At 69.7% G+C, this 23,186-nt stretch carries 34 protein-coding genes and 2 tRNA genes; 16 read left to right on the top strand and 20 right to left on the bottom strand.

The window, feature by feature from the left end:
* Positions 1-20: 20 nt before the first annotated feature.
* Positions 21-752 carry an HNH endonuclease signature motif containing protein gene (locus ACFFGH_RS11370; RefSeq protein ID WP_386668293.1) on the bottom strand — a complete coding sequence of 244 codons (732 nt, stop codon included), beginning with the start codon at positions 750-752 and terminating at the stop codon, positions 21-23.
* A gap of 14 nt (positions 753-766) precedes the next feature.
* On the opposite strand from ACFFGH_RS11370, the gene ACFFGH_RS11365 reads away from it, so the two are divergent.
* Positions 767-988 carry a hypothetical protein gene (locus ACFFGH_RS11365; protein WP_386668291.1) on the top strand — a complete coding sequence of 74 codons (222 nt, stop codon included), beginning with the start codon at positions 767-769 and terminating at the stop codon, positions 986-988.
* A 297-nt stretch (positions 989-1,285) separates the two neighbouring features.
* Here the strand turns inward: ACFFGH_RS11365 and ACFFGH_RS11360 are convergent, their stop codons facing one another.
* Genes ACFFGH_RS11360 through clpS form a run of 3 tightly spaced genes read right to left on the bottom strand, consistent with a single transcriptional unit; the run spans position 1,286 to position 2,393 of the window.
* On the bottom strand, positions 1,286-1,639 hold the full coding sequence (locus ACFFGH_RS11360; RefSeq protein ID WP_386668289.1) for a metallopeptidase family protein: 354 nt from the start codon (positions 1,637-1,639) through the stop codon (positions 1,286-1,288).
* The gene (locus ACFFGH_RS11355) at positions 1,636-2,100 is read right to left on the bottom strand and encodes a DUF2017 family protein (protein ID WP_386668287.1); all 465 of its coding nucleotides are present in this window, start codon (positions 2,098-2,100) and stop codon (positions 1,636-1,638) included. Before ACFFGH_RS11355 ends, ACFFGH_RS11360 begins: the two co-directional genes overlap by 4 nt.
* On the bottom strand, positions 2,097-2,393 hold the full coding sequence (gene clpS / locus ACFFGH_RS11350; RefSeq protein WP_386668285.1) for an ATP-dependent Clp protease adapter ClpS: 297 nt from the start codon (positions 2,391-2,393) through the stop codon (positions 2,097-2,099). The genes ACFFGH_RS11355 and clpS overlap by 4 nt, the downstream gene beginning before the upstream one ends.
* Positions 2,394-2,489: 96 nt before the next feature.
* On the opposite strand from clpS, the gene ACFFGH_RS11345 reads away from it, so the two are divergent.
* Positions 2,490-2,852 carry a VOC family protein gene (locus ACFFGH_RS11345; protein WP_386668283.1) on the top strand — a complete coding sequence of 121 codons (363 nt, stop codon included), beginning with the start codon at positions 2,490-2,492 and terminating at the stop codon, positions 2,850-2,852.
* Here the strand turns inward: ACFFGH_RS11345 and ACFFGH_RS11340 are convergent.
* Positions 2,827-3,486 carry a class I SAM-dependent methyltransferase gene (locus tag ACFFGH_RS11340; protein WP_386668281.1) on the bottom strand — a complete coding sequence of 220 codons (660 nt, stop codon included), beginning with the start codon at positions 3,484-3,486 and terminating at the stop codon, positions 2,827-2,829. The two genes, ACFFGH_RS11345 and ACFFGH_RS11340, sit on opposite strands and share 26 nt — an antisense overlap.
* 144 nt (positions 3,487-3,630) lie before the next feature.
* On the opposite strand from ACFFGH_RS11340, the gene ACFFGH_RS11335 reads away from it, so the two are divergent.
* Both ACFFGH_RS11335 and ACFFGH_RS11330 read left to right on the top strand, forming a co-directional pair.
* Positions 3,631-4,119 carry a hypothetical protein gene (locus ACFFGH_RS11335; RefSeq protein ID WP_386668279.1) on the top strand — a complete coding sequence of 163 codons (489 nt, stop codon included), beginning with the start codon at positions 3,631-3,633 and terminating at the stop codon, positions 4,117-4,119.
* Between the two features lie 147 nt (positions 4,120-4,266).
* The gene (locus ACFFGH_RS11330) at positions 4,267-5,376 is read left to right on the top strand and encodes an AI-2E family transporter (RefSeq protein ID WP_386668277.1); all 1,110 of its coding nucleotides are present in this window, start codon (positions 4,267-4,269) and stop codon (positions 5,374-5,376) included.
* On the opposite strand, the gene ACFFGH_RS11325 is transcribed toward ACFFGH_RS11330, so the two are convergent.
* From ACFFGH_RS11325 to orn, 5 genes are all read right to left on the bottom strand, one after another.
* Positions 5,373-5,861 (bottom strand): hypothetical protein, encoded by a 489-nt coding sequence (locus tag ACFFGH_RS11325; protein WP_386668275.1) that lies wholly within the window; start codon positions 5,859-5,861, stop codon positions 5,373-5,375. The two genes, ACFFGH_RS11330 and ACFFGH_RS11325, sit on opposite strands and share 4 nt — an antisense overlap.
* 78 nt (positions 5,862-5,939) lie before the next feature.
* The gene (locus ACFFGH_RS11320) at positions 5,940-6,344 is read right to left on the bottom strand and encodes a PRC-barrel domain-containing protein (protein WP_386668273.1); all 405 of its coding nucleotides are present in this window, start codon (positions 6,342-6,344) and stop codon (positions 5,940-5,942) included.
* Positions 6,345-6,538: 194 nt separating this feature from the next.
* Entirely contained in the window at positions 6,539-6,823 is a 285-nt protein-coding gene (locus ACFFGH_RS11315) for a hypothetical protein (RefSeq protein ID WP_386668272.1), read from the bottom strand.
* Between the two features lie 42 nt (positions 6,824-6,865).
* Positions 6,866-6,941: transfer RNA gene (locus ACFFGH_RS11310), tRNA-His, on the bottom strand.
* A 37-nt stretch (positions 6,942-6,978) separates the two neighbouring features.
* A complete protein-coding gene (gene orn / locus ACFFGH_RS11305) occupies positions 6,979-7,629 on the bottom strand; it encodes an oligoribonuclease (protein WP_386668270.1) in 651 nt (216 codons plus the stop codon).
* A gap of 96 nt (positions 7,630-7,725) precedes the next feature.
* Between orn and ACFFGH_RS11300 the strand changes: the two genes are divergently transcribed.
* The 5 genes from ACFFGH_RS11300 to ACFFGH_RS11280 all read left to right on the top strand — a co-directional run bounded on the left by ACFFGH_RS11300 (position 7,726) and on the right by ACFFGH_RS11280 (position 9,275).
* Positions 7,726-8,007 carry a hypothetical protein gene (locus tag ACFFGH_RS11300; protein ID WP_386668269.1) on the top strand — a complete coding sequence of 94 codons (282 nt, stop codon included), beginning with the start codon at positions 7,726-7,728 and terminating at the stop codon, positions 8,005-8,007.
* Positions 8,008-8,071: 64 nt separating this feature from the next.
* Complete coding sequence (locus ACFFGH_RS11295; RefSeq protein ID WP_386668267.1) at positions 8,072-8,287, top strand: thioredoxin domain-containing protein; 216 nt, start codon at positions 8,072-8,074, stop codon at positions 8,285-8,287.
* A 41-nt stretch (positions 8,288-8,328) separates the two neighbouring features.
* A tRNA-Arg gene (locus ACFFGH_RS11290) sits at positions 8,329-8,401 on the top strand.
* A 99-nt stretch (positions 8,402-8,500) separates the two neighbouring features.
* Entirely contained in the window at positions 8,501-8,863 is a 363-nt protein-coding gene (locus ACFFGH_RS11285; RefSeq protein ID WP_386668265.1) for a hypothetical protein, read from the top strand.
* Between the two features lie 70 nt (positions 8,864-8,933).
* Positions 8,934-9,275 carry a DUF7882 family protein gene (locus ACFFGH_RS11280; protein WP_386668263.1) on the top strand — a complete coding sequence of 114 codons (342 nt, stop codon included), beginning with the start codon at positions 8,934-8,936 and terminating at the stop codon, positions 9,273-9,275.
* Here the strand turns inward: ACFFGH_RS11280 and ACFFGH_RS11275 are convergent.
* The 5 genes from ACFFGH_RS11275 to ACFFGH_RS11255 all read right to left on the bottom strand — a co-directional run bounded on the left by ACFFGH_RS11275 (position 9,268) and on the right by ACFFGH_RS11255 (position 12,873).
* A complete protein-coding gene (locus ACFFGH_RS11275; RefSeq protein ID WP_386668261.1) occupies positions 9,268-9,732 on the bottom strand; it encodes an NUDIX hydrolase in 465 nt (154 codons plus the stop codon). The two genes, ACFFGH_RS11280 and ACFFGH_RS11275, sit on opposite strands and share 8 nt — an antisense overlap.
* A gap of 12 nt (positions 9,733-9,744) precedes the next feature.
* The gene (locus ACFFGH_RS11270) at positions 9,745-10,455 is read right to left on the bottom strand and encodes a hypothetical protein (RefSeq protein WP_386668259.1); all 711 of its coding nucleotides are present in this window, start codon (positions 10,453-10,455) and stop codon (positions 9,745-9,747) included.
* A 102-nt stretch (positions 10,456-10,557) separates the two neighbouring features.
* Positions 10,558-10,833, bottom strand: a complete 276-nt coding sequence (locus ACFFGH_RS11265; protein ID WP_386668257.1) for a hypothetical protein — start codon at positions 10,831-10,833, stop codon at positions 10,558-10,560.
* 47 nt (positions 10,834-10,880) lie between these two features.
* Complete coding sequence (locus tag ACFFGH_RS11260) at positions 10,881-11,858, bottom strand: DMT family transporter (protein ID WP_386668255.1); 978 nt, start codon at positions 11,856-11,858, stop codon at positions 10,881-10,883.
* 7 nt (positions 11,859-11,865) lie between these two features.
* Entirely contained in the window at positions 11,866-12,873 is a 1,008-nt protein-coding gene (locus tag ACFFGH_RS11255) for an aldo/keto reductase (RefSeq protein WP_386668253.1), read from the bottom strand.
* A gap of 90 nt (positions 12,874-12,963) precedes the next feature.
* Here ACFFGH_RS11255 and msrA point away from each other — a divergent pair, with 90 nt between their 5' ends.
* The 6 genes from msrA (at position 12,964) to ACFFGH_RS11225 (ending at position 17,385) form a co-directional block, all read left to right on the top strand.
* A complete protein-coding gene (msrA, locus tag ACFFGH_RS11250; RefSeq protein ID WP_386668251.1) occupies positions 12,964-13,491 on the top strand; it encodes a peptide-methionine (S)-S-oxide reductase MsrA in 528 nt (175 codons plus the stop codon).
* A gap of 69 nt (positions 13,492-13,560) precedes the next feature.
* Positions 13,561-13,788, top strand: coding sequence for a hypothetical protein (locus tag ACFFGH_RS11245; protein ID WP_386668249.1), 228 nt, complete (start codon positions 13,561-13,563; stop codon positions 13,786-13,788).
* A gap of 253 nt (positions 13,789-14,041) precedes the next feature.
* Positions 14,042-14,554, top strand: coding sequence for a single-stranded DNA-binding protein (locus ACFFGH_RS11240; RefSeq protein ID WP_386668247.1), 513 nt, complete (start codon positions 14,042-14,044; stop codon positions 14,552-14,554).
* Between the two features lie 122 nt (positions 14,555-14,676).
* Positions 14,677-15,162: a DUF6993 domain-containing protein gene (locus ACFFGH_RS11235; protein WP_386668245.1), complete on the top strand. Its 486-nt coding sequence runs from the start codon at positions 14,677-14,679 to the stop codon at positions 15,160-15,162.
* 62 nt (positions 15,163-15,224) lie between these two features.
* Complete coding sequence (ettA, locus tag ACFFGH_RS11230; RefSeq protein ID WP_386668243.1) at positions 15,225-16,907, top strand: energy-dependent translational throttle protein EttA; 1,683 nt, start codon at positions 15,225-15,227, stop codon at positions 16,905-16,907.
* Between the two features lies 1 nt (position 16,908).
* Complete coding sequence (locus tag ACFFGH_RS11225) at positions 16,909-17,385, top strand: acyl-CoA thioesterase (protein ID WP_386668241.1); 477 nt, start codon at positions 16,909-16,911, stop codon at positions 17,383-17,385.
* A gap of 49 nt (positions 17,386-17,434) precedes the next feature.
* Here the strand turns inward: ACFFGH_RS11225 and ACFFGH_RS11220 are convergent, their stop codons facing one another.
* The 3 genes from ACFFGH_RS11220 to ACFFGH_RS11210 are packed head-to-tail and all read right to left on the bottom strand — an operon-like array spanning position 17,435 to position 19,338.
* The gene (locus ACFFGH_RS11220) at positions 17,435-17,941 is read right to left on the bottom strand and encodes a DUF2231 domain-containing protein (RefSeq protein WP_386668239.1); all 507 of its coding nucleotides are present in this window, start codon (positions 17,939-17,941) and stop codon (positions 17,435-17,437) included.
* A complete protein-coding gene (locus ACFFGH_RS11215; RefSeq protein ID WP_386668237.1) occupies positions 17,941-18,390 on the bottom strand; it encodes a Rieske (2Fe-2S) protein in 450 nt (149 codons plus the stop codon). Before ACFFGH_RS11215 ends, ACFFGH_RS11220 begins: the two co-directional genes overlap by 1 nt.
* A gap of 60 nt (positions 18,391-18,450) precedes the next feature.
* Positions 18,451-19,338: an acyl-CoA thioesterase gene (locus ACFFGH_RS11210; RefSeq protein WP_386668235.1), complete on the bottom strand. Its 888-nt coding sequence runs from the start codon at positions 19,336-19,338 to the stop codon at positions 18,451-18,453.
* A 21-nt stretch (positions 19,339-19,359) separates the two neighbouring features.
* On the opposite strand from ACFFGH_RS11210, the gene ACFFGH_RS11205 reads away from it, so the two are divergent.
* On the top strand, positions 19,360-20,034 hold the full coding sequence (locus tag ACFFGH_RS11205; protein ID WP_386668233.1) for a DUF8185 domain-containing protein: 675 nt from the start codon (positions 19,360-19,362) through the stop codon (positions 20,032-20,034).
* Here the strand turns inward: ACFFGH_RS11205 and ACFFGH_RS11200 are convergent, their stop codons facing one another.
* Positions 20,035-21,327, bottom strand: coding sequence for an MFS transporter (locus ACFFGH_RS11200; protein ID WP_386668231.1), 1,293 nt, complete (start codon positions 21,325-21,327; stop codon positions 20,035-20,037).
* A 132-nt stretch (positions 21,328-21,459) separates the two neighbouring features.
* Positions 21,460-23,112, bottom strand: coding sequence for an FAD-binding dehydrogenase (locus ACFFGH_RS11195; protein ID WP_386668229.1), 1,653 nt, complete (start codon positions 23,110-23,112; stop codon positions 21,460-21,462).
* Between the last annotated feature and the right edge of the window lie 74 nt (positions 23,113-23,186).

The raw sequence follows: 23,186 nt of genomic DNA, 5'->3' as shown, positions 1-23,186 counted from the left end.
CCCCGGCGTGCCGTGGGCTTTCAGCCGGCGTGGTTCTGAGGGAGTGGTTCGCGTCCGCCGCGACGTGGGGTCTGGGCTGGGTCGACCCATGGTGGTGGGAGAAGCCAGGGGATCCTGTTCCGGATCTCGAGCCGCCACCCGTCGTTGTCGAGTCGCCGGTGGTGGTAGGGGCAGAGCAGCGCCCCATTGTCCAGCCCGGTTCTGCCGCCGGCGTGCCATGGGTTGCGGGTGTGTGCGGCTTCCCACCAGCCGGATGGGGCTTCGCAGCCGGGCCACGTACAGCCGCGGTCGCGGACGGCCATGGCGAGGCGCTGACCGCGTGTGAACAGTGGTTTGGCGCGGCCGACGTCGAGCACCTCGCAGTCGCCGCCGAGCACGATCGGGAGAATGTTCGCCGAGCAGGCCAGCCGGCGGGCGGTGGCGGCGCTGATCGGGGTGTCGATTCCGGCGATGGATTCAGCGCCGGTGCCGGTCTGTAGGGTCTCGAGCGGGACGGTGACCGGGATCCCCGCGATCTCGCCGTCGTCGCGGGCGAGGGAGTCACGGGCCGTGCCGACCAGCGCGTCGAGCTGCCGCTGGGAGAGCGTTCGGTCGTCGGCGGTCGCCGGATCGACGGCCGGCTCGTCCGGATCGCCGAAGTGGACCAGGCGGCGCGGTGCGGTTCGGGCGTCGATGGCGGCCTTGAGGAACCCTTCTGACTCGGGGCCCAGGTCGAGAATCCAGCGGCTGCTGCCGTCGCGGTTGCGTACCATGCGGATCCTGGCCCGTGCCCGCAGCCGGCCCCTTGCTGACCAGCGCCGCGGCCTCGATGGTCGGCACCCCCTCGTCGAGCGCCGCCGAGACCTTGGTTCTCCGGGCAGGAAGCGTCTCACCCACCAGGCTGGTGCGGGTGGTCACCGCCGCGCCGACCGTGCACCACTGCTGCGCGGTCGAGAACCACAGCCCGGTGACACGGGACACGGTGTCGGCGAGCGTCCGGTCACCCTGACGCATCGCCACCGACCCGTCCGACGCTTCCCGGCGGTCCAGACCGGTCAGCCGCGCACCGACCGCATCCGTCAGCCGCAGCTCACCGACCAATGCCAGCTGCGCCAGCCGATCACCCTCATGACCCGCCCGCAGCGCCAGGTCGAGCTCCGCACCCGACGGCAACGACACCGCCAGCGCGATCGCCACCTGGACCAGCCGTTCTGCGAGCATCGCCATGCCGAGAGTTCCTCTCTCCGGCACACTTCAAACGTAGAACCAGCCACCGACATTGCATCCCGGACCGCAGGAGGGCCGCTCAGTCCCAGCCCAGCTCGTGCAGATGCTCGTCGTCGATGCCGTAGTAGTGGGCGATCTCGTGGACGAGGGTGACGTGGATCTGGTCCTTGAGCTCCTCGATGTTCTCGCAGATCGCGAGCAGCGGCTCCCGGAAGAGCACGATGCGGTCGGGCAGCTCGCCGAAGCCGTATTGTCCGCGCTCGGTGAGCGCGACGCCCTCGTAGATCCCAAGGAGGTCGAGGCTGCCGTCCTCAGGCCGGTTCTCCGTGACGAAGACGACGTTGTCCAGTCCCTCCACCATCTCGTCGGGAAGCGCATCCAGCTCGTCCACGACGAGCCGCTCGAACTCGCGCTCGTCGAGCTCGAGCGTCACGGGGTGCCCTCGAGCACCGCGAGCAGGCAGTCCTGCAGGTAGGCGAGCCAGTCGTACACCGCGCGCAGCAGCTCGTCGGGGGCGCCATCGTCGCCGTCCTCCTCGATGCCCAGCCGCGTGGCGAGCACGAGCCGCAGGTCGGTGAGCGTTCGGAGCCACGCCTGCGCGTCCTCCGGGGTCAGCTCCGTGGTGCCAGACTCGTCCGGCAGCGTCGCCGCCACCCGGCCGGCATTCGTGAGCTTGCGCTCCACCAGCCCGGAGCGGGTGAATGCGCGGAACTCCGCCGCAGCATCGGCGTCGTCCGGGTAGGCGGTCGGCAGCAGCCGATCGACGGCCGGGTCCGCTTCGGCGCCGGTCAGCACCACGGGAAGCTGTCGCGCGAGGTCGCGGAGCAGCCGGCACTCCTCGGCGGTGAGGTGCAGCAGGATGGTCCCGTCCGGGCCCGGCGCGAACGGCCTCACGCGTCCTCCCGCTGGAGTGTGGCCCAGAGACCGTAGTCGTGCATCGCCTCCACGTGGCGTTCCATCTCCTCGCGATTGCCCGTTGCCACGACCGCGCGACCCTCATGGTGCACGGCGAGCATCAGCCGCTCGGCCTCCGGTTTCGGGTACCCGAAATAGGACCGGAACACGTATGTGACATACGACATGAGATTGACCGGGTCGTTCCAGACGATCGTCACCCACGGGCGGGTGGGGTCGATCCGTGTGTCGACATCCGTCCGCGACTCGAGGTCTTCGGCGGCGAGTGGCACGCATCAAGCCTAGGTCGACCGCGAGGTCCCGGTTGAGCGCCCGGACAGCGCCGCCGGGTCCTTGTCGTGCCACGCATCCCGAACTAGCGTGAAGGGATGCTGCGAGTCGGCTCGATCGTGATCCGGGTCGACGACCTGACGCGGCAGATGACGTTCTGGATGGCGGCCCTCGACTACGAGCCGGCGTACGAGCCCGACGACGACTTCGTGCTGCTGAAACCCCGGCACGGCGGCGGGCCGAACGTGTCCCTCGACGCGCATTTCTCGGAGGCGAACATCCCGCCCCGCATCCACCTCGACCTGTACGCAGACGACCAGGCCGCGGAGGTCCGGCGCCTGCGGGCCCTCGGGGCGACGGACGTGCACTGGGACAACCGGCCGCCGGACGCGGACTACGTCATCCTCGCCGACCCGGAGGGCAATCGTTTCTGCGTCATCGACGCCGGTCCTCGGGCCTGACACTCGGGCGGGCACTTCCGAGGACATGTGCCAGGGAAGGGTTCAGCGGCAACGGCGCGAAACCGAACCGGTCCACCTGCACGATCTCGAACCCGCCCGCCTCCAGCATGGCCACCGTGTCGCGGTTCGGATGGCAGCCGCCGGTGAGCCGGCTCCAAAGCGGGGTGACCAGGTCTTCGGCGAGCGCGACCAGGCGGTGCGACGAGCGGACGTGCTCATAGAAGAGGAGCAGCCCATCCGGCCGGAGGATCCGTCGGCACTCCCGGATCGCGGCACGCTGGTCGGTCACACTGCAGAGCACCAGACTGACCACCACGGTGTCGGCGCCGGCGTCGGCAACCGGCAGCGCCTCAGCCACACCATCCAGCACGGTGACCGGCACCGGAGCGCGGCGTGCCGCGCCGGCCGAGAGCTCCCGCAGCTCCGGCTCGGGTTCGACGGCGATCACTCGGTCGACGGCGCCGGGATAGTGGGCGAAGTTCGCGCCAGTGCCCGAGCCGACCTCGACCACCGTGCCGTGTGCGGTGCTCACCAGCCTTCGACGGTGCTCCGCCGCTCCACGCCGGTCCATCGTGCCGACCGCGCCGGCGAACGCGCGAGCGAAACGGGGATTCGGGGTCGTCCCGTCAGCCATGGCGCGATTCTGCCACCGACCTCGCGACCGCTGCGACCTGGGACGCGGCTGACAGTCCGGTGACGGCCTCCCGCGCGCCGTGAACGCCATCGACGCCTGCGCCTAACGTGGTGGCCATACGGACCGGCTGAGATCGGAGGGTGGATGGCACGCGGACGCGAGCTCGGACGCGCGGCGCTGGTGGGCGTCGCCTGCGGCCTGATCGGTGTGGCGGTGATGACGGTCGGTGAGAAGGCGGAGCAGGCAATCACCAAGCGGCCCAACTCGTACATCCCTGCCCGGACGCTCCTGACCCTGCTCGGCCGGCATCCCGGTGAGGGCAAGCAGTCGCCCGTCTGGAATCATGTGATGCACTGGGGCACCGGGGCCGCGCTGGGTGCACTGCGTGGCGTCTGGGCTGTCACCGGCATCCGGGGTCCGATGGCCCACCTGAAGCATTCCGGCGTCCGCTTGGCGTTCGACCAGACGCTCGAGAACGCCACCGGCGCCGGGGCGCCGCCGATGACCTGGCCGGCTCGAGAGCAGGTCGTCGACTACGGCCACAAGGCGGTGTATGCGCTCGTCACCGGCCTGGTGGCGGACCGGCTGATCCCGCCTGTCATCGAGTCGCATCGCGGGCGGGTCAGCCACTGAGCAGGCGCCCGCTCCGCGACAGACCGCCGAGCGGGCGGCCACGGAGCGGGCAGGTGGTCCCGAGGTTCGCCGGCGGAATGTGACAGCGCGCCGGTTCCTCGGCCGTGTCGCCGCGCCGCCCGCCGAGTCGGCACCTATCGTGAAGAAATGCGGGCACTCGACCACGCTCGGCCTAATCCATCGGGCGTCTTCGCTGACCGCCTGGGTCGGCTCGGCATCCGCTCCGGGCTCATCCTGCTGGTGGTGCTGCTCGCGGCGGCCATCGTCTGGGGTCTGGTCCAGCTCAAGCTCATCGTCGTCCCACTGCTCATCGCGTTGATCCTCGCGGCCGCGATCGGCCCCATGGTCAACTGGATGGTGCGCCGTGGTGTCCCGGCGACCCTCGCGACCTGGATCGCGTTCCTGGGTGGACTTCTTCTTCTCGGCGGAACGGGAGTGCTGCTCACGATGGCGATCCGCGCTCAGTGGGATCGGCTGGTCGGTGCCTTCGATGAGGGGGTGGAGGAACTCCAGGCGCTGCTGCTCGAAGGCCCCATCCCGATCACCAGCGAGCAGATCGCGGCTGCGCGTGAGTCCGTCGCCGATTTCCTCGCGAGCAGCCAGTTCGGCAGCGGGGCGCTCGCCGGCGTCTCGATCGCGATTCAGGCGTTCACGGGAATCCTGCTGGTGCTGGTGATCCTGTTCTTCCTGCTGAAGGACGGCGGACGGATCTGGGAGTTCCTCCTGCGCCCGCTCCAGGGGGAGCGCCTCGAGCGGGGGCGCAGGATCGGGCGCACAGGTCTGGCGGTGCTCGGCGGCTACGCGCGCGGCACCGCGCTCGTCGCCCTGGTCGATGCGGTTGCCATCGGCGTGGCGCTGGCCATCCTGCAGGTGCCCCTCGCGGTGCCGCTGGCGGTCGTCATGTTCCTGGCCGGATTCGTCCCGGTGGTCGGGCCGACCATCGGCGGTGGGGTGGCGGCGATCGTCGCGCTGGTCGCCAACGGGCCCACGGTCGCCCTCATCGTGGCGATCGTCGTGTTCGTGATCGTCCAGCTGGAGCAGAACCTGCTCCGCCCGATCGTGATGGGACAGTCGGTGAATCTCCACCCGCTCGCGATCATCGTCGCGCTGGTCGCCGGTGCGGCGGTCGCCGGCATCGCCGGCGCGATCCTCGCGGTTCCCGTGGTTGCCACGGCGTGGGCGGCCGTCAAAGCGTGGAATGAGCCGGCGAGCCCGCCGCAGCGGCGGGCAGCCGCCGATGCGGAAATCAGGACCTAGCCCTCGGGAACGAAGGGCCGGTAGCGTTCGAGGCTCCCGTCCAGCACGGGAATCCGCAGTTCCTCCGACTCGCCCTCGACCGAGACGGTGATCTCCGCGAGCGCCCCGGGCGGCGCCTCGGAGGTCCGGAAGATGTGCTCGTTCTCCTCGAAGCTGTAGCCGTCAGGTGCTTCCGCGTCTGAAGGATCCACCGTCACGGTGATCTCCTCGTCGGCGTCTGCGAACGTCACCTCGACCGGCTCGCCCGAGGTGGTGGTCAGCAGGCCGAGAAGCCGCCCGGGCTCCTCCTCCGCCGTGGAGATCAGCAGCAGGTTGTCGGCGCTCACGACGCCGACCTCTGCGTTCCTGCCGGCGTTGATCGCGTCTTTCTCCTCCGGAGGCAGATCAGCGGTCTCTGCGCATCCCGCCACGGTGATCGCGGCGAGCACTCCGATCAGACCGGCCGACGCGCGCCGCCTGCGTCTTCGATGTGTGTTGCTCGTCACGGGATGCTGCCTTCCTTTGGGTGAACATCCCCGCCCGGAGCTCCATTGCTCACGAACGAGGACGGCCGGGGGACCCGGTCAGGGCCAGGGCCGGAACGGCGGAGTGAACCCCGACACCCAGTACGGGGTGAAGCCGTAGTACCCGTACAGCTGGTCGTAATAGACCCGGTCCGGGACCAGGTCGGGGTCGTACCCAGGGGCCCCGGCGAGCTGCTCGCGGCTGAGGTCGACGAGCACCTCGTCTCCGACCTCGCGAACCGCCTCGACCGGAACGAAGGACTTCTCCTTGCCGATCCCGAGAAAGCCGCCCGACGCGACGATCAGGAATCGGACCTCGTCCGCCTCCGGGTCGATCAGGAGGTCTTCGACGGTGCCGACCTCCTCCCCGTCGGGGTTCTTGACGGTGCGATCGCGGATGTCGCTCCCTCCGGCCACGCGGAGGTCGCTGTCGCTGAGTTTGACCAGCTTGCCCTCGTCAGTCATCGCCCTCTCCTTCCGCCTTGGCGGCCGCAATCTGCTGCCGCTGTTCTCTGGTTCGGGATGTACTGCATCCTCGACGCTAGAAAGCGCTTCTGCGGGATGGCAAGACGAATCGCCCATTGCCGGCCGGATGTTACGGGCTTGTGACGCGGCTGTGACCCGGCCGTTATCGCCGGCCCGGACCGAGGGCTGAAGGCTCAGTCACGCTTCGGCAGGCCTGGCCAGAGGTCCGCCTCCAGTCCACGCTCCAGTCGCGCGATGGTGACGAGATCGGGCCACGAGCGCCCCCGCAGGAGCCCGAGGAGTGTCGTGTGGTCGACCTGCGCCGACTCGGCGACCGATCGCACGCTGCGCCCCCCGATCTCCCGCTCGACGTTCAGCACCAGACGCCGCGCGACCTCAGCAACCGGGTCGTCGGAGGGTCTCGCAGGCCACGGCTCGGGTGACAGTTCGGCCGGGGAGGGGCGGGCGGGCCTTGGCACGGCTCCAGCGTACGGCTGGTCCCGCGACGCGAGAAGAAGAACTGGGGTGGACGACGGGACTTGAACCCGCGACATCCGGCACCACAAGCCAGCGCTCTACCAACTGAGCTACGCCCACCATGTCCCCGCCGAAGCGAGGCAACCGCTTGATTCTATTACAGACCGGACGCCTCCTGGATCGCAGGCTGGTCGAGCCGGTGCGCCCACTGGTCGACGATGCCGGCGGCGACCGCCTGGACGTCCTCGGAGGTGGGTCCGGGATCCGGCACGAACGCAGCCCTGCGATAGAAGTCGAGCTCGCGGATCGACTCGAGGATGTCGGCGAGCGCTCGATGGCCGCCGTTCTTCGGAGGAGCGTTGAAGTAGATCCGCGGGAACCAGCGGCGGCACAACTCCTTGATGGACGACACGTCGATGTTGCGATAGTGCAGATGCGCATCGACGCGCGGCATGTACTTGGCGAGGAACGCCCGGTCGGTGCCGATGGAGTTGCCGGCGAGCGGGGCCTGCTGCCCGGCCGGCACGTGCTTGAGGATGTACTCGACCACCTCGTACTCGGCTTCGGCGAGGCTGACCCCGTTCGGGATCTCTTCGAGCAGGCCGCTCTCGCGGTGCATGGCGGTGACGAATTCGCCCATGTTGTCGAGGGCAGACTGATCGGGCTTGATGACGATCGTGAAGCCGTCGTCCACCGGCGCCAGGTCGAAGTCCGTGACCACGACGGCGACCTCGACGAGTTCATCGACACCGACGTCGAGTCCCGTCATCTCGCAGTCGATCCACACGAGACGATCGGGTGCACTCATGCGGCGAGTCTAGCCGCGGGCGCCGACGCGGATGCCCGGAGCGGACGGCCTGGGAACTCCGGGAGAGCGCGGAACCTCGGCTCGTACACTGTGGCCATGGCTGACAACGCACCCACCATGCAGCACGGCGACGAGTACGTGATGATCTTCCAGGGCGGACCGTTCGACGGTCAGACCGACCGGCGGATCAGCACCGACGGAAGCTGGGACACCGAGGTCACTGAGATCGTGAACCAGAACGGCATGGACACCATGCTCGTCTACAGGGCGACCGGCGTGCGCCAGCGGGGCGGCCAGGTGCAGGTGCTCTACGTCTGGGATCAGCACGACAGCGAGCCGCTGCAGGACCCGGAGGACCGCTGGGAATTCGACATCTGATCCCGGCCGGCGGGATGCCGACGTGCGCGTGACGCTGTACACGTCCGCCTTCTGCGAGCCATGCATGCAGACTCGCAGGGTGCTCGCGGAGGCGGCGAAGCTGGTGCCGGCCATGGAGTTGACAGAGCTCGACATCGTGCGCGATGCGAGCGATGCGGAGCGGGAGCGGGTTCGCTCCACGCCCACCGTTGTGGTCCATGGGAACGCCGAAGAGGTGTTCCGGGCCGAGGGCGTCCCCTCCCTCAACCAAGTGCTCGTGGCGCTCGCGAAGGCGGTGTGACGCCCGGATCCGAGCGCGGCGCTGGGGTATCGTGAGTGCGCGCCCTCGTAGCTCAGCGGATAGAGCAGGAGCCTTCTAATCTCTTGGTCGCAGGTTCGATTCCTGCCGAGGGCACCGAAGCCGGACCAGCACAAGCCGAATGCCAGCGGGGAGTTCCCTGTGAGGCGGGGTCCGGCGTCCGCCGTCCTCAGCGTCGTCGTGAACGCTAGAGGGGTGAAACGCATCACCTACGTCGGCACGGCAGTGCTGGTCGACGACGATTTCGGCGCGCTCCTGCTGGAGTACGCGGCCGCGCTGGCACGCGACGGCACGTCGGAGACCATCGCGTTCCGCGGTGTGAACGAACACGATCTGCGGGAGCACGAAGTGTCGTTCATCGTCGGGCCGGCCAGCGAGATCGTGGTGGAGCAGCTGCCGGAGGACACGCCCGCGGTCGACCCAGACAACGCCGACATGATCGGCCACATGAAGGAGCGGATCGCCGCGCTGGAGGGCCGGCGCAGCCCGGGACGGCATTCGATCACTCCCGAGCCCTCGTCGGATCCGAGTCCGCTCGTGGACGGGCTGGACATCTAGGGGGCCATCGGCCGCTATCCTTGCGCGGAAGGGGTGTTGAGAACCCCGGCGGCGATTCGAGGATTCACCAGTGGGAAGCTTCATCTACGGGACGGCACCGGCTGTCTCCATCGAGGACCGCACGCTCAAGCACCTGCAGGCGGTCATCGTCGCGAAGCTGCGTCGTCGTGAGAACTTCGCGTTCAGCTGGGATGAGGAACCCGGTGTGGGGGAGGACGAGTCGCACGTCGGGGGCGCCCACGGCTCCGTGTGGGTGAACGAAAGCGCCTCGCTCTATTTCAAGTACGACGGACCGCGTGGGGGCAGGCTCAATCAGGCGTGGCTCGAGGTGCTGATGCAGGCGGCGAACACGAGCACCGGTCTGCGTGCCGTTCCGGAGCCGGGCGCCGAGCAGGCGGACGACGTCACCTAGGCAGCGCATCGCCGAGGCGGTCGAGGAACACACCCTGCGCGGGATTGAGACGCGTCCGCGCCTCGTCGAGGAAGAACCACTCCACGCGGTCGATCTCCGGGAAGCGGCCGGTCCTGCCGCTCTTCGGCGGCCATTCCATCTCGAATTCGCCGGGCGCGATCGCCGCCGGGTCGAGCTCACCCTCGACGGCGAAGGCGCGGATGAGCTTGCCGCTCTTCAGCCGCGTCGTGCCGAGGTCGAGCACGGGGGAGTCCGGTGGTGCAACGCCCAGCTCTTCCTGAAACTCACGTCGTGCCGCGTCGAGCGGGGTCTCGTCGGGGCCGTGCTCACCTTTCGGGATGGACCAGGCACCTGCGTCCCGCTTGGCCCAGAATGGTCCGCCCGGATGCCCGAGCAGCACCTGCACGGCTGACGCCTCCAGGCGGTAGACGAGGAGCCCCGCGCTGGTCGCCGCCATCGATGGGAGCCGTCAGCGGTCGTCGTCGGTCTGTGGCGCGATGCGGGCGCGCACCGCGGAGGCGGTCACCGGAGGGTGCGCGAACTCGCTGTCGCCCGAGGGGTCCACCGTCGACGGCCGGATGAACTCGATCGTGTCATCGCGAGGTTCTCCGGGCGCCGGCGGCTGCACCCGCGACGCCGCCCATTCCTGCTGCCGCGTGACCGCGGGGTCAGGGGTGTGCGACTGCTCGTACCGCCACTGCTCCAGGTCGTCCTTGAACAGCCGCTTCGCACGGCTCGGCCGCTGCTGCCACTCGATCAGGCGGTCGCGGTACTCCTCGAGCGTCTGCTCCGCCTGGAAGCTGAAGTTCGCCGAGTTCGTCTTCATCCCCCGAAGCTGGTGCACCGCCCAGTCGGCTGCGAGCGTGGTGCCCGGCAGCGGCAGCAGCCGCACTCGCACTTCGGCCTCGCCGGCTTGGGCGTCGACGTGCTCCTTCTCGTTCGCCGGCAGGCTGCTCCACACCGCGGCCTTCCGACCGGCGCCGATCAGCGCCGACACCGCGGATGCCTGCAGCTCGCGGTTCTGCTGCCGGAGCATCCGCTTCACCGCCGAGCGGGCGATGAGCGCCGCCACGATCCCGGCCACCAGGATCGCCACGAACGGGAAGACGGTCGCGGAGAGGATCCGGAACCCCTCATCCGAGGCGACCCAACCGACGAGACTGTTCCACCACTGCTGCATGGGGGCACCTTACGACGGTGCCGCCGGATCGCCGGGAGAATCGCGCGTGTTCGGGACATCGCCTCGCGACCGGCGGTTTTCCGCCTGGGGGCGTCGGAGGCGTCAGCCGAACCGCAGTGCGTCGGTCGCGTCGTCGATGCGCCAGAACTCGCCGAGCACATCGAAGCGGCGCGCGCGGAGGATGTAGCGCTTCGCGCGGTACCGGTCGCCGGCCGGCGAGTCGAACGACTCCACGTAGCCGAGGATCTCACCGGTCTGCCGGGTGACCCGCCACAGCCGGTCGTTGACCTGCACGAGGCGGGGCGCCGACCGGCTTCCGGTGGTCGCCACGGCCGGCTGGGCGGTCGTGCGCGGCGAGGTCATGCTTCGCTTGGTCATGGTTGCCTCCTCCGCCGCCGGCCCGGCCTGTTCGATCACCTCCGACGTTAGGCGGCACCACCGACATCGCTGCGCCGCGGGACCGCGACCGGACCGGGAATGTCCAGGGCGAGGTCAGCGTCGACCACCTTCCCGGCCCGCGCCGTCTGTGCCAGCACGATGCCGGCCAGCACCACTGCGGCGCCGACGAGCTGCACCGTGCCGAGTTCCTCGCCGAGCCACAGCCATGCGACGAGGAACGCGAAGATCACCTCGCTCGCCGCGACCACCCCGGCGGCCGTGGCGCTGAGGTGCCGCAGCGCAAGGAACGAGAGGAAGAACGGCGCGAAGGACCCCAGCACGACGTTCCAGGCCAGCGGCACCCACAGCGGCACGGAGACATCCGCAAGGGCGCCGCCCAGCGAGCTGACGGTGAGGAAGTCGGACGGCTGAAGGGTCCACCACCCGCTGAGGAACGCCCAGAAGACGCTGGCGGCCGTCATCGTCCAGAACGCCACCGCCAGCGGTGAGGTGGCCTGCACCTGCCGTTCGCCGACCAGGAAGTAGATCGTCAGCGCGGCGGCGGCGGTGAGCGCCAGGATGACGCCGAGCGGGTCCAGGCGGCTTGCCCAGACCTCCGCCACCAGCGCCAGTCCCGCGAGCACGCAGCCGATCGCGACCCACAGCCGGCTGCGCACCCGCTCCTTGAGGAAGAAGAAGGCGATCACTGCGACCATGAGCACGGCCAGGTACTCCAGCAGCAGCGCGATCCCGACCGGAAGCAACTGCACCGCGGCTGCGTAGGCTGCTTGCAGGAGAGCGACGCCGAGCACGCCGAGGATCGCCATCACGATCAGCTGCCGTCGGTTCAGGCGGAACGCGGAACGGTCGAGCACCAGCAGCAGGAGGCCCGAGATCACCGCGGTCCCGAGCACGCGGAACTGGGTCAGCTGGGTGGCACTCAGCCCCGCTTCCATCACGACCTTCGTGACGCTGCCGTTCGCGCCGAAGAGGAGCGCCGCGAGCAGCGCGTAGACGTAGCCCACAGGCCGGTCAGGTGCCGGTGCCGTGGACCGCGAACTCCTCGATCGCGTCGATCTCCTCCGGCGTGAGCGGGGGAGCCGAGAGCGCGTCGAGGTTGTCGTCGAGCTGTGCGACGCTGCTTGCACCGATCAGGGCGCTCGTCATCTGCGGCTGGCGGAGCACCCACAGCAGCGCGAGCTGCGCGAGACTCTGCCTCCGTGCCTCCGCGATCGCGCTCAGCCCGCGCGCCCGTTCGAGGTACGTCTCCGAGATGTTGCGCTCGCTGATCCAGCGGCCCTCTGCCGCGCGGGAGTCGGCGGGCACGCCGTTGAGGTAGCGGCCGGTGAGCAGACCCTGGGCGAGCGGGGAGAAGGCGATGCTGCCGACGCCGAGTTCGCCGAGGGCGTCGAGCAGACCGGACTCTTCGATGTGGCGGTCGAACATGTTGTAGCGCGGCTGGTGGATGAGCAGCGGAACCTTGTGCTCGGCGAGCGCCGCCACCGCGGCGCGCAGCTGCTCCGGGCGGTCGTAGTTGGAGATGCCGACGTAGAGCGCCTTGCCCTGCTGCACCGCGCTCGCGAGCGCGCCCATCGTCTCCTCGATCGGTGTCTCGGGGTCCGGGCGGTGGGAGTAGAAGATGTCGACATATTCCACGCCCATGCGCTTCAGGCTCGCATCGAGGGAGGAGAGCAGGTACTTGCGGGAACCCCACTCACCGTACGGCCCCTCGTGCATGAAGTAGCCGGCCTTCGTGGCGAGGACCAGCTCGTCGCGGTACGGCACGAGATCAGCGGCGTAGATCTGCCCGAAGTTCGACTCCGCGGAGCCCGCCGGCGGACCGTAATTGTTGGCCAGATCGAAGTGGGTGACGCCACGGTCGAAGGCCCGGCGGAGGATCGCCCGCTGCGTCTCGAGGGGACGGTCGGCGCCGAAGTTGTTCCACAGGCCCAGCGACACCGGCGGCAGCTTCAGGCCGCTGCGCCCAACGCGCATGTACTCGAGGTGCTCGTACCTGGCCGGATCCGCGTCGTATGGCATGCCGAACAGCCTAGGACCGCGACGGAATGAACTCCGGCCAGTCCCGGTTGCACCGAGTGTCCCCCAACCCATGGAAAGTAGGGTTCGACCATGCACACTTTCGTTCTCGCCGGCGGCTGCTTCTGGTGTCTCGACGCCGTCTACCGCACGCTGAAGGGCGTCACCGACGTCGTCTCGGGATACACCGGTGGTCAGGTCCCGGACCCGGGCTACGAGCTCGTCTGCACCGGGAGCACCGGCCACGCGGAGGCCGTGGCGGTCACCTTCGACCCCGAGATCATCCCGGACGAGGTCATCCTCGACGTCTTCTTCACCCTGCACGACCCCCGCCAGCTGAATCGCCAGGGCAACGACATCGGCACCCAGTACCGCTCGGCGATGTTCTACGCGGACGAAGAGCAGAAGGCGCTGTTCGAGACCGCGCGAGACCGCGCGGCGGAGCTCTGGGACGGCGGCATCGTCACGGAGATCAGCCCGCTCGGCGACTACTACCGGGCGGAGGAGTACCACCAGGACTTCTTCGCGAAGAACCCCAACCAGGGCTACTGCCTCGCAGTCGCCCTGCCCAAGGTCAACAAGGTGCGGAAGTCCTACGCGAGCTACGTGCTCGCCAGCTGAGCGCCCTCGACACCGCGTCGCCCTCGGCGTAGCGTCGAAGTGATCCCGTCGAACGCAAAGGAGCGATGTATGAACGAGGCAACCGGAGTGCAGAACGAGACGTCCCACGGCACCTGGGTGGCGATCGGGAGCGTCGGCGCCGTCGGCTCAATCCACCGTGTGGCGGACGGCTTCGAGGTCAAGCTGCTTCCTGACGGCACATCGCGAGGCACGTATCCCTCGCTCGACGTGGCGAAGAACGCGCTGCACGCTGCGCTCCCGCTGGGAACCGAACGGCCGGAGTTCAGCGAGCACTGAGCTCGGCACGCACTGGTCTGCTGTGCCTGATCGGGCCGGCCACCCCTCACGGGTGGCCGGCCCGTTCTCGTTCATCCGCCCGGGTGCCCCGCATGTCCGGTCGCTCACAGGCCTCTTCGGGCGGACGAAGGGCACCAGGGGTCACGCCACCCCCTTCCCGCGGTCCCGCACCGGCAGGCTCGTCTGCACCGGGCTCCGGGGCCGCTTCCCGGCACGAGCGCAGCCCCGGAGCCCGCGACCCGAAGGAGCAGCCATGCAGGACACCATCACCATTCTCGGACGCGTCGCAACCAGCCCGCGGCACATCGTCAGCGCCACCGGACTCCCTGTCACGAGCTTCCGGCTCGCCTCGTCGAACCGCTGGTTCGACCGGGCACAATCGCGCTGGGTGGACGGCGACACAAACTGGTACTCGGTGTCGGCGTTCCGGCAGCTCGCGCTCAACTGCGCCGCATCACTGCAGCAGGGCGACCCCGTGGTCGTCGTGGGGAAACTGAAGATCAAGAATTGGGAGAACGGCGCCCGAAGCGGCCTCCATGTCGATGTGGAGGCCGACGCAATCGGACCCGACCTCAGCTGGGGCACCGCGCGCTACACCAAGACCGGAGGACTCCGCGGCTCGTCGCAGGATGACGCGGCACTGGAGCGGGAGCAGGCCGACCCGGACTCCTCCTTCGCGGACGTCGCCGAGCCGGCTCCAGAATCGACGTCGCCTCCCGAGTCGACGTCACCTCCCGAGAACGCCGCGCTTGTGACGCCGTTCTGAGACCTGCGCAGGAACCGCCGGTTCGGCGGGCCGCGGGTCCCCGGCTCTACAATCGGAGGGCTCCGAGGGGCCGGAGCTGGGAATGGGGAACCGTGGGCCGTCCTGGCCGTACTCGCAGGCGCGTGCTTGCATCGACGGCGGGCATCGCCACCCTGGCGGCCGTGGTCAGCGGATGCAGCGCGTGGGGCCCGGCGGGCCCGGGACCCGACACGACCCCGACCGATGCGAACGCCGCCCCATCGGCGGAGCCGACGCCCGTTCCGGAGACGACGCGCCCTGCACCGACGCTCGATCCTGACGGCAGCGCACTGCAGAACCGCGACTACTTCGACTACGCGAATGAGCGGCTCGTGGAGGAGCAGGACGCCCCCGACGGCCGCGCCTTCATCGACAACCTGATCGCGGCCGGATTCGCCCGCGAGGCGATGGAGGTCACGCCGGACCGGACCGCGGCGGATCTGGCCGCGGACAGCATCCAGTTCGCCGTGCGGATCGGTGACGCATGCCTGCTCGGGCAGTACGGCGACATCGGCTACGTCAGCCATGTCACCGACGCGCTGAGCACCGGCAAGTGCCTCGTCGGCCGCACCCGCCCGATCGACTGGTAGCGGCCGGCTCCGCCCCCTCGGGGGGCGTCGGGTCGGTCCGGCACGGTCCGTAGACTTGAGGCATGGCCGAATTCATTTACTCGATGGTCCGCGCCCGCAAGGCGGTCGGTGACAAGCTCATCCTCGACGATGTGACGATGAGCTTCCTGCCGGGGGCGAAGATCGGGATGGTCGGCCCGAACGGCGCCGGCAAGTCCACGATCCTGAAAATCATGGCCGGCCTCGACCAGCCGAGCAACGGGGAGGCCAAGCTCAGCCCCGGATACTCGGTCGGCATCCTCATGCAGGAGCCGGTGCTCGACGAGACGAAGACGGTGCTCGAGAACGTGCAGGAGGGGCTTGGCGAGATCAAGGCCAAGCTCGACCGGTTCAACGAGATCTCCGCCGCGATGGCAGACCCGGACGCCGACTTCGACACACTGCTGGCCGAGATGGGCACCCTGCAGGAAGCCATCGACGCAGCCGACGCCTGGGATCTCGACTCGCAGCTCGAGCAGGCGATGGATGCGCTGCGGACACCGCCGGGCGACGAGCCGGTGGTCAACCTCTCCGGAGGTGAGAAGCGCCGCGTCGCGCTCGCCCGCCTGCTGCTGCAGAAGCCGGACCTGCTGCTGCTCGACGAGCCCACCAACCACCTCGACGCCGAGAGCGTGCTGTGGCTCGAGCAGCACCTCTCGAAGTACGCGGGCGCGGTGATCGCGGTCACCCACGACCGGTACTTCCTCGACCACGTGGCCGGCTGGATCGCCGAGGTCGACCGCGGTCGTCTCTACCCGTACGAGGGCAACTACTCGACCTATCTCGAGAAGAAGGCGGAGCGCCTCAACATCCAGGGCAAGAAGGACGCGAAGCTCGCCAAGCGCCTGGCGGGCGAGTTGGAGTGGGTGCGCAGCAACGCGAAGGGCCGCCAGGCGAAGTCCAAGGCGCGGCTGGCGCGCTACGAGGAGATGGCCGCGGAGGCAGACCGCACACGGAAGCTCGACTTCGAGGAGATCCAGATCCCGCCGGGTCCGCGGCTCGGTCAGGTCGTGATCGAGGCGAAGAACCTGTCGAAAGGCTTCGGCGACCGCACGCTGATCGACGGACTCAGCTTCAGCCTGCCCCGGAACGGCATCGTCGGCGTGATCGGCCCGAACGGTGTCGGCAAGACGACGCTGTTCAAGACCATCGTCGGCATGGAGCCGCTGGATGGGGGAGAGCTGAAGATCGGCGAGACCGTGCAGCTGTCCTACGTCGACCAGTCGCGCGCCGGCATCGACCCGAACAAGACGCTATGGGAGGTCGTGTCCGAAGGGCTGGACATCATCCAGGTCGGCAAGGTCGAGATCCCGTCGCGGGCCTACGTCTCGCAGTTTGGCTTCAAGGGCCCGGACCAGCAGAAGCGGGCCGGCATCCTCTCCGGCGGTGAGCGCAACCGGCTGAACCTGGCGCTGACGCTGAAGCAGGGCGGCAACCTGCTGCTGCTCGACGAGCCCACGAACGACCTCGACGTCGAGACGCTCGGCAGCCTGGAGAACGCACTGCTCGAGTTCCCCGGCTGCGCCGTCGTCATCACGCACGACCGGTGGTTCCTCGACCGGATCGCCACGCACATCCTCGCCTACGAGGGCACGGAGGAGAACCCGTCCCACTGGCACTGGTTCGAGGGCAACTTCGAGGCGTATGAGCAGAACAAGATCGAGCGCCTCGGTCCGGATGCTGCGAACCCGCACCGGTCCACCTACCGCAAGCTCACCCGGAGCTGACGTGACGCGGCTGCACGTGCCGATCCGGCTGCGCTGGAGCGACCTGGACGCATACGGGCACGTGAACAACGCGGAGATGCTGCGGCTTCTCGAGGAAGCGCGCATCCAGGCCTTCTGGGTGACGGATGAGAGCAGCCAGATCGAGGGCAGCACCGCGGTGCTCGAGGGCCTGCCCGGCTCGGACACGCTCACGCTGATCGCCCGGCAGGAGATCGAGTATCTGGCGCCGATCCCGTACCTTCGCGCACCGCTCGACGTGCAGCTGTGGCTGGGAAGGCTGGGCGGCGCGAGCCTCGAGGTCTGCTACGAGGTGTGCTCGCCGATCGGCGCGGACCCGTTCGTGCAGTTCGCCAAGGCGTCCACCACGATCGTGCTGGTCGACGCGGCCACTGGCAAGCCGCGTCGGATCAGCGACGACGAGCGGGCGGCCTGGACGCCCTTCACGGAAGACCCCATCGTCTTCGCCAACCGCCGCTGAACCCTTCGCGGGCCTTCGACAGGGTCATGACGACGCTTGGGGGCAGGGGTCAGCGGGGGAGCGGGTCGGGGCTGTATGTGCCCTGCCAGACGGCGCGGGCGCCGGACTCGCCGATCACCACGACGGTGATCAGTGAGCCGACGGCCGCGGCGAAGGCGAGCACGAGGAGCACCCACGGGACCGCGCGCACGACGCCCGGCGGCATCCGCTCGGCGAGCCGCGGCCGGAAGCGGTCGTACAGCCACAGCAGCACCGCCACCACGAAGACGGCGATGCTCCACGGCAGCAGATCGTCGCCGAGCGCGGCGTGCTGCTCGATCAGCGGTGCACTCGGAAGCCGTGCCTTCAGCCACTCACCGGCCGCCGTGGTGACCGGCACCAGTGCGAGCGCGACGGTGGCGAGCGCGGCCGGCAGCAGGCCGAGTCGGCGGCGTGCGGCCGGCCACGCCGCCGCCAGCAGCACGCTGACGGCCGCGAGGGGCACGAACACCACGACGGCGTGCACGACCAGGATGTGCAGCGGCAGCCCGTTGACCTCGTAATCGAAGGCGGGCATCACGCGGAGACCAGGATGGTGTCGCCGTCGAGGGTCACCTGGTACTCCGGAAGAGGCTGCATCGCCGGTCCCTCGGTGGGCTCACCCGTCGACGCGTCGAAGGTGGAGCCGTGGCACGGGCATCCGAAATCGGCTGACACCACGCACTGCTGATGGGTGCAGATGGCGCTGAACGCCTTCACCTCGCCCTCTGCGGGCCGCGACAGCAGGATGGGCGTGGAACCGAGCTCTGCGGACGCCGTGCCGCCCACCGGGAGGTCCGCCAGCGATCCCACCGCCGTCGGCTCCGCGGGCGGCGCCTCCGCGGCGGGTGGGGTGGAGGCACCCGGTGCGCACGCCGCGAGCGCGACGACGGAGGCCGTCGCGCCGCCGAGCGTGAGCGCGGTCCTGCGGCTCACGGCAGCGGATGCCGATGCGCGGTCGGCAAGGGTGCGGTCGGAAGCGGTCACGGGGGTCCTCTCTCGTCTGCCGGCGCTGTGCTGTGTCGGCGGGCTCGGGCGAAAACCGGCTCAGCCGGTGCTGGGCCGCGCGTCACGTGGCACCCGGACCATGCCCTCCTGCGCCACGCTGGCGAGCAGAGCGCCGTCGCGGGCGTAGATCCTCCCCATCGACAGGCCGCGGCCGCCGATCGCGTTGGGTGATTCCTGAGCGTAGAGGAACCACTCGTCCACGCGGCCGAACCGGTGCCACCACATCGCGTGGTCGAGGCTCGCGACCTTCAGCCCCGGCTGCGCCCACGCGACGCCGTGCCGACGCAGGATCGGCTCCAGGATCGTGTAGTCACTGGCGTAGGCGAGCGCGGCCTGATGCAGCTTCGGGTCATCCGGCAGCGGCCCGATCGCGCGCATCCACACCGCCTGATGCGCCTGCTTGCCGTCGTCGACGGCGAGGTAGATGGGGGAGGGGACGTGCCGCATGTCGAACGGACGCTCGCGTGCCCAGTACTCCGCCACCGGATGCGGCACCCCGTGCAGCGACTCGGCTGCACTCGGAAGCGACTCCGGGTCGGGCAGGTCGTCCGGCATGGCGATCGAGTGCTCGAGCCCCTCGTCGCGGGTCTGGAATGACGCGATCATCGACAGGATCGGCGCGCCCGCCTGATACGCCTGCGTGCGCCTGGTGGAGAACGAGCGACCGTCGTGGATGCGGTCGACGGCCAGCGTGATCGGTTCGGCAACGTCGCCCGGACGCAGGAAGTAGGCGTGCATCGAGTGGACCGGCCGGTCCTCCTCGAGCGTGCGCATCGCCGCGAGGAGCGACTGGGCGAGCACCTGGCCGCCGAACACGCGGCCGTGCGGCACCCACTGGCTCTGAGCGGTGAAGATGTCCTCGCTGGTGCGGGCTCCCGTGTCCGACAGATCCAGTGCCGCCAGCAGTCCGGCCAGAGGGTCGCCCATGGCTGTAGTTTAGAGGGGCCGATGAATCGCTCCCTCACCCTCACGGACTCGCTCGCCATGAGCGACCTGCAGACATTCCTCTCCCGGGCAGCACGGGTGGAGGAGGGCAGCGTCCGGCTGATCGCCGACGGCGGCGTCCTCGCGGTGTACACCGCGATCCTCTATCCGGTCGGCCTCCTGGACGAGACGCCGACCGTGCTGGGTCTGCGCACGTACGCCGTGCAGGAGAAGGACCCCATCGACGTCGTGGTGCCGATCCGCTCGCTGCTGCAGCGGGTCGAGCGATCCGTGCTGGAGAGCGAAGAGGGCGCCGACGGCCCGTCCGTCACCGTGCCGATGGAGGTCAACACGGTGACGTGGGCCGGCATCTCGCCCCCGCGCGGAGGGTGGACGCCGCAGCAGACCGTCGACCCGGTCGTCCTGCAGCGTGCCGCAGAGGCGGGAATCGCCGAGGTGAAGGAGGCGGTGCCGGGGGGAACCGGCGCCCAGCTGGTGCAGCGCGTGCGCTCGGAGGTGTGGAGTCGGCCGGTCGAGGGGCTGGAGCACATCCCAGCCGGTGCCGCGTTCGCCGCGCTCAGCCTCGGCTTCCTCGGCGTGGACCCGGTCGCCATCTTGGAGACGGGGGCATGGTCCAGGCTCACCACCGAGCGCGGCCACGTGCTCATCAAGCGACGCGCCTGGACCCTGTCCCGCTGATCACCTCGGCCGCGGGCCGTCCGGCTCCTCAGCCACCGCGCCGGGCTCCGGAGCGGACTGCCACTCGGGGATCTCGTCGACGTCGCGCGTGCCGCGGAGTGCGAGGTAGAGCGGGATCGGCACGAGGATCGCGACGCCGGCCACGAAGAGCAGCGTGCCGCGGATGCTGAGCTCACCGAGCACCCCGCCGAGGAGCGCACCGGCGGGGAAGGTCCCCATGATCAGGAATCGCATCGTGGCCGTGACCCGGCTCAGCATCCGGTCCGGCGTCAGTCGCTGGCGCAGGCTCACGTTGGTGATGGCGTAGACGATCTGGCCGAACTCGGCCGCCGCGATGCTCACGATCAGCAGCACGACGCCCCACCCGGGCTGGGCCAGCGGCGCGAGGATCGTGAACGGGCCCGTGACGGCCAGCGAGAGCCAGATGATCCGTGCGGTGCCGACGGCGCGGCCCATCCGCGGCGTGATCGCCGCAGCGATCATCACCGTGACGGATCCGCCGGCGATGATCAGCCCGATCGCGGTCGCGGAGAGGTCGAGCGAGCGGGACATGAAGATGAAGTTGACCGACGACGCGACCGCGAACGAGAAGTTCGATGCGGCACTCGCGAGCGCAGTGGCACGCAGGATCCGATTGCGCGCCACGAAGGCCAGCCCCTCCCGGATCTGCGGCCACAGACGAGGCCGCTCCTGCCGGACCGGCAGGGCCTCTTCACGGGTTCGGATCAGCAGCAGGCACACCGCGGAGACCGCGAAGGTGACCGCCTGCACCAGCACGACCGCCGCCGCGCCCAGGAGCGTGACCAGGAAGCCTCCGACCCCTGGGCCGACGACCTGTCCGGAGGCCCGGATGGTCTCCATCGCCGAGTTGCCGGCGAGGAGCCTTCCCTTGCCGATCACCGTGGGGATGTAACTGGAGTAGCCGACATCGAAGAACACCCGCGCGAAGCCCGCCAGCAGCGACACGACCACGAGGTGCGCGATGGTGAGGATGCCGAGCACGGCCGCCAGCGGGATCGTGGCGAGCAGCACGGCCCGCACGACATCGCTGGCGATCAGCACGGGCCGGCGGTGCATCGAGTCGAGCCAAGCGCCGGCGGGCAGGCCGATGAGCGCGAATGCGAGGGTCGAGGACGCCGAGACGAGCCCCACCTCGAACGGGGAGGCGTCGAGGGCCAGCACGGCCAGCAGGGGGATGGCGACACCGCTGACCTGGGTGCCGAACTGACTGGTCGTCTGACCGAGCAGCAGCAGGCGGAAGTCGCGATGCGCGAAGAGCGAGGAACCGGACACGGGATGGTCTCCATTGCGTTGATCGATGGGCAGGATCCCGCCCACCCGGCAATGGAATTCGTCGCTAGGGGGGGTTAACGCTAGTCGCGACCTGGAGCAGGGGCAAATCGCCGGCTGCGACTCGCGCGGGCCTCACACCTGGTGCGCGATTGCACGGCCCGCTTGGCGGCCGCTGAAGAGGCAGCCGCCCAGGAACGTGCCCTCCAGGGACCGGTAGCCGTGCATCCCGCCGCCGCCGAAGCCGCTCGCCTCACCGGCCGCGAAGAGTCCCGGCACCGCGTTGCCGGTCCCGTCGAGCACGCGGCCCTCGAGGTCCGTCTCGATGCCCCCGAGGGTTTTCCGGGTGAGCACATGCAGCTTCACCGCGATGAGCGGGAAGTGCGCCGGGTCGAGGATGCGGTGCGGGCGCGCCACCCGGATGAGCCGGTCCCCCCGGTAGCCTCGGGCGCCACGGATCGCGGTGAGCTGCGCATCCTTGCCGAAGGCGTTGTCGAGCTCCCGGTCGCGGGATTCCAGCTCCAGCCGCACCCGCGCACTGTCGAGCGGCACGAGCGGGGCGAGCCGCTGCATGCCGGCGAGCAGCTCGTCGAGGGTGTCGGCGACGACGAAGTCGGCACCGGAGGTCTTGAACGCCTCCACCGGCCGTGGAGCGCCCGGACCCAGCCGCCGCAGCAGCTGCGCGATGCTCTTGCCGGTCAGATCAGGGTTCTGCTCGCTGCCGGAGAGGGCGAACTCCTTCTCGAGGATGCTCTGGGTCAGCACGAACCAGCTGTGATCGTAGCCGGTGGAGACGATGTGCTCGAGCGTGCCGAGAGTGTCGAAGCCGGGGAACAGCGGCACCGGCAGGCGTGCGCCGGTGGCGTCGAGCCAGATGCTCGATGGGCCGGGCAGGATCCGGATGCCGTGCCGGTTCCAGACCGGCGCGTAGTTGTCGACGCCCTCCGGGTAGTGCCACATCCGGTCCCGGTTGATCAGCCGGGCGCCGGACTGTTCCGCGATCTCGAGCATCCGGCCGTCGACGTGCGCGGGAACACCGCTCAGCATGGCCTGCGGGGGCTCGCCGAGCCGTGCCGGCCAGTGCTTTCGCACGAGGTCGTGGTTGCCGCCGATTCCGCCACTCGCGAGGAGCACGGCCCCGGCCTGCAGCTGGAACGGGCCGATGGGGCGACGGCTGCTCTCCGCACCGCGCGGTGCGGCATCCGGCGCCAGCGTCGTGCCGTGCACGCCGACCACCGCGTCCCCGGACCGCACCAGGCCGTCGACTCGATGCCGGAAGCGGAGGCTTGCCGTGCCATTGCGGATGCCGTCGCGCACCGTCCTGGCGAACGGCTCGAGGAGCGCCGGCCCCGTGCCCCAGACGATGTGGAACCGGGGCACGGAGTTGCCGTGCCCGTTGGCGCCGTAGCCGCCCCGCTCGGCCCAACCCACGACCGGGAAGAGGCGCACGCCCCGCGAATGCAGCCACGACCGCTTCTCACCGGCGGCGAACGCCAGGTATGCCTCGGCCCAGCGTCTCGGCCAGGCGTCCTCCGGCCGGTCGAACGCTGCGGAGGCCAGCCAGTCCTGCCGGGCGAGCTCGTGGCTGTCCCGCACGCCCATCCGGCGCTGCTCGGGGGAGTCGACGAGGAACAGGCCGCCGAACGCCCACCACGCCTGCCCGCCGAAGCTCGCGGCCGGCTCCTGCTCCAGGATGATCACCCGCTTGCCGGCGTCGAGCAGCTCGGCCGCGGCGACCAAGCCGGCGAGCCCGGCGCCGACGATGATCGCATCGGCCTGCTGAACCATGAGAGGAACCTTCGATAGTGGCGGCGGATGGACGTCGCAGACCCCATCCTCCCGCGCATCCCGCCGCGGCGGGC

It is taken from the genome of Lysobacter korlensis (assembly GCF_042434515.1).
The sequence above is the reverse complement of the archived record's forward strand: the minus strand, read 5'-3'. Positions and strand labels throughout refer to the sequence as shown.

Excerpts from the sequence above, each read along its gene's own strand:
- ACFFGH_RS11370 (WP_386668293.1), bottom strand. The coding sequence starts at position 752 with ATGGTACGCAACCGCGACGGCAGCAGCCGCTGGATTCTCGACCTGGGC.
- ACFFGH_RS11345 (WP_386668283.1), top strand. The coding sequence starts at position 2,490 with ATGCTGCGAGTCGGCTCGATCGTGATCCGGGTCGACGACCTGACGCGG.
- ACFFGH_RS11340 (WP_386668281.1), bottom strand. The coding sequence starts at position 3,486 with ATGGCTGACGGGACGACCCCGAATCCCCGTTTCGCTCGCGCGTTCGCC.
- ACFFGH_RS11335 (WP_386668279.1), top strand. The coding sequence starts at position 3,631 with ATGGCACGCGGACGCGAGCTCGGACGCGCGGCGCTGGTGGGCGTCGCC.
- ACFFGH_RS11330 (WP_386668277.1), top strand. The coding sequence starts at position 4,267 with ATGCGGGCACTCGACCACGCTCGGCCTAATCCATCGGGCGTCTTCGCT.
- ACFFGH_RS11320 (WP_386668273.1), bottom strand. The coding sequence starts at position 6,344 with ATGACTGACGAGGGCAAGCTGGTCAAACTCAGCGACAGCGACCTCCGC.
- orn (WP_386668270.1), bottom strand. The coding sequence starts at position 7,629 with ATGAGTGCACCCGATCGTCTCGTGTGGATCGACTGCGAGATGACGGGA.
- ACFFGH_RS11300 (WP_386668269.1), top strand. The coding sequence starts at position 7,726 with ATGGCTGACAACGCACCCACCATGCAGCACGGCGACGAGTACGTGATG.
- ACFFGH_RS11295 (WP_386668267.1), top strand. The coding sequence starts at position 8,072 with ATGCAGACTCGCAGGGTGCTCGCGGAGGCGGCGAAGCTGGTGCCGGCC.
- ACFFGH_RS11275 (WP_386668261.1), bottom strand. The coding sequence starts at position 9,732 with ATGGCGGCGACCAGCGCGGGGCTCCTCGTCTACCGCCTGGAGGCGTCA.
- ACFFGH_RS11270 (WP_386668259.1), bottom strand. The coding sequence starts at position 10,455 with ATGCAGCAGTGGTGGAACAGTCTCGTCGGTTGGGTCGCCTCGGATGAG.
- ACFFGH_RS11265 (WP_386668257.1), bottom strand. The coding sequence starts at position 10,833 with ATGACCAAGCGAAGCATGACCTCGCCGCGCACGACCGCCCAGCCGGCC.
- ACFFGH_RS11255 (WP_386668253.1), bottom strand. The coding sequence starts at position 12,873 with ATGCCATACGACGCGGATCCGGCCAGGTACGAGCACCTCGAGTACATG.
- msrA (WP_386668251.1), top strand. The coding sequence starts at position 12,964 with ATGCACACTTTCGTTCTCGCCGGCGGCTGCTTCTGGTGTCTCGACGCC.
- ACFFGH_RS11245 (WP_386668249.1), top strand. The coding sequence starts at position 13,561 with ATGAACGAGGCAACCGGAGTGCAGAACGAGACGTCCCACGGCACCTGG.
- ACFFGH_RS11240 (WP_386668247.1), top strand. The coding sequence starts at position 14,042 with ATGCAGGACACCATCACCATTCTCGGACGCGTCGCAACCAGCCCGCGG.
- ettA (WP_386668243.1), top strand. The coding sequence starts at position 15,225 with ATGGCCGAATTCATTTACTCGATGGTCCGCGCCCGCAAGGCGGTCGGT.
- ACFFGH_RS11220 (WP_386668239.1), bottom strand. The coding sequence starts at position 17,941 with ATGCCCGCCTTCGATTACGAGGTCAACGGGCTGCCGCTGCACATCCTG.
- ACFFGH_RS11210 (WP_386668235.1), bottom strand. The coding sequence starts at position 19,338 with ATGGGCGACCCTCTGGCCGGACTGCTGGCGGCACTGGATCTGTCGGAC.
- ACFFGH_RS11205 (WP_386668233.1), top strand. The coding sequence starts at position 19,360 with ATGAATCGCTCCCTCACCCTCACGGACTCGCTCGCCATGAGCGACCTG.
- ACFFGH_RS11195 (WP_386668229.1), bottom strand. The coding sequence starts at position 23,112 with ATGGTTCAGCAGGCCGATGCGATCATCGTCGGCGCCGGGCTCGCCGGC.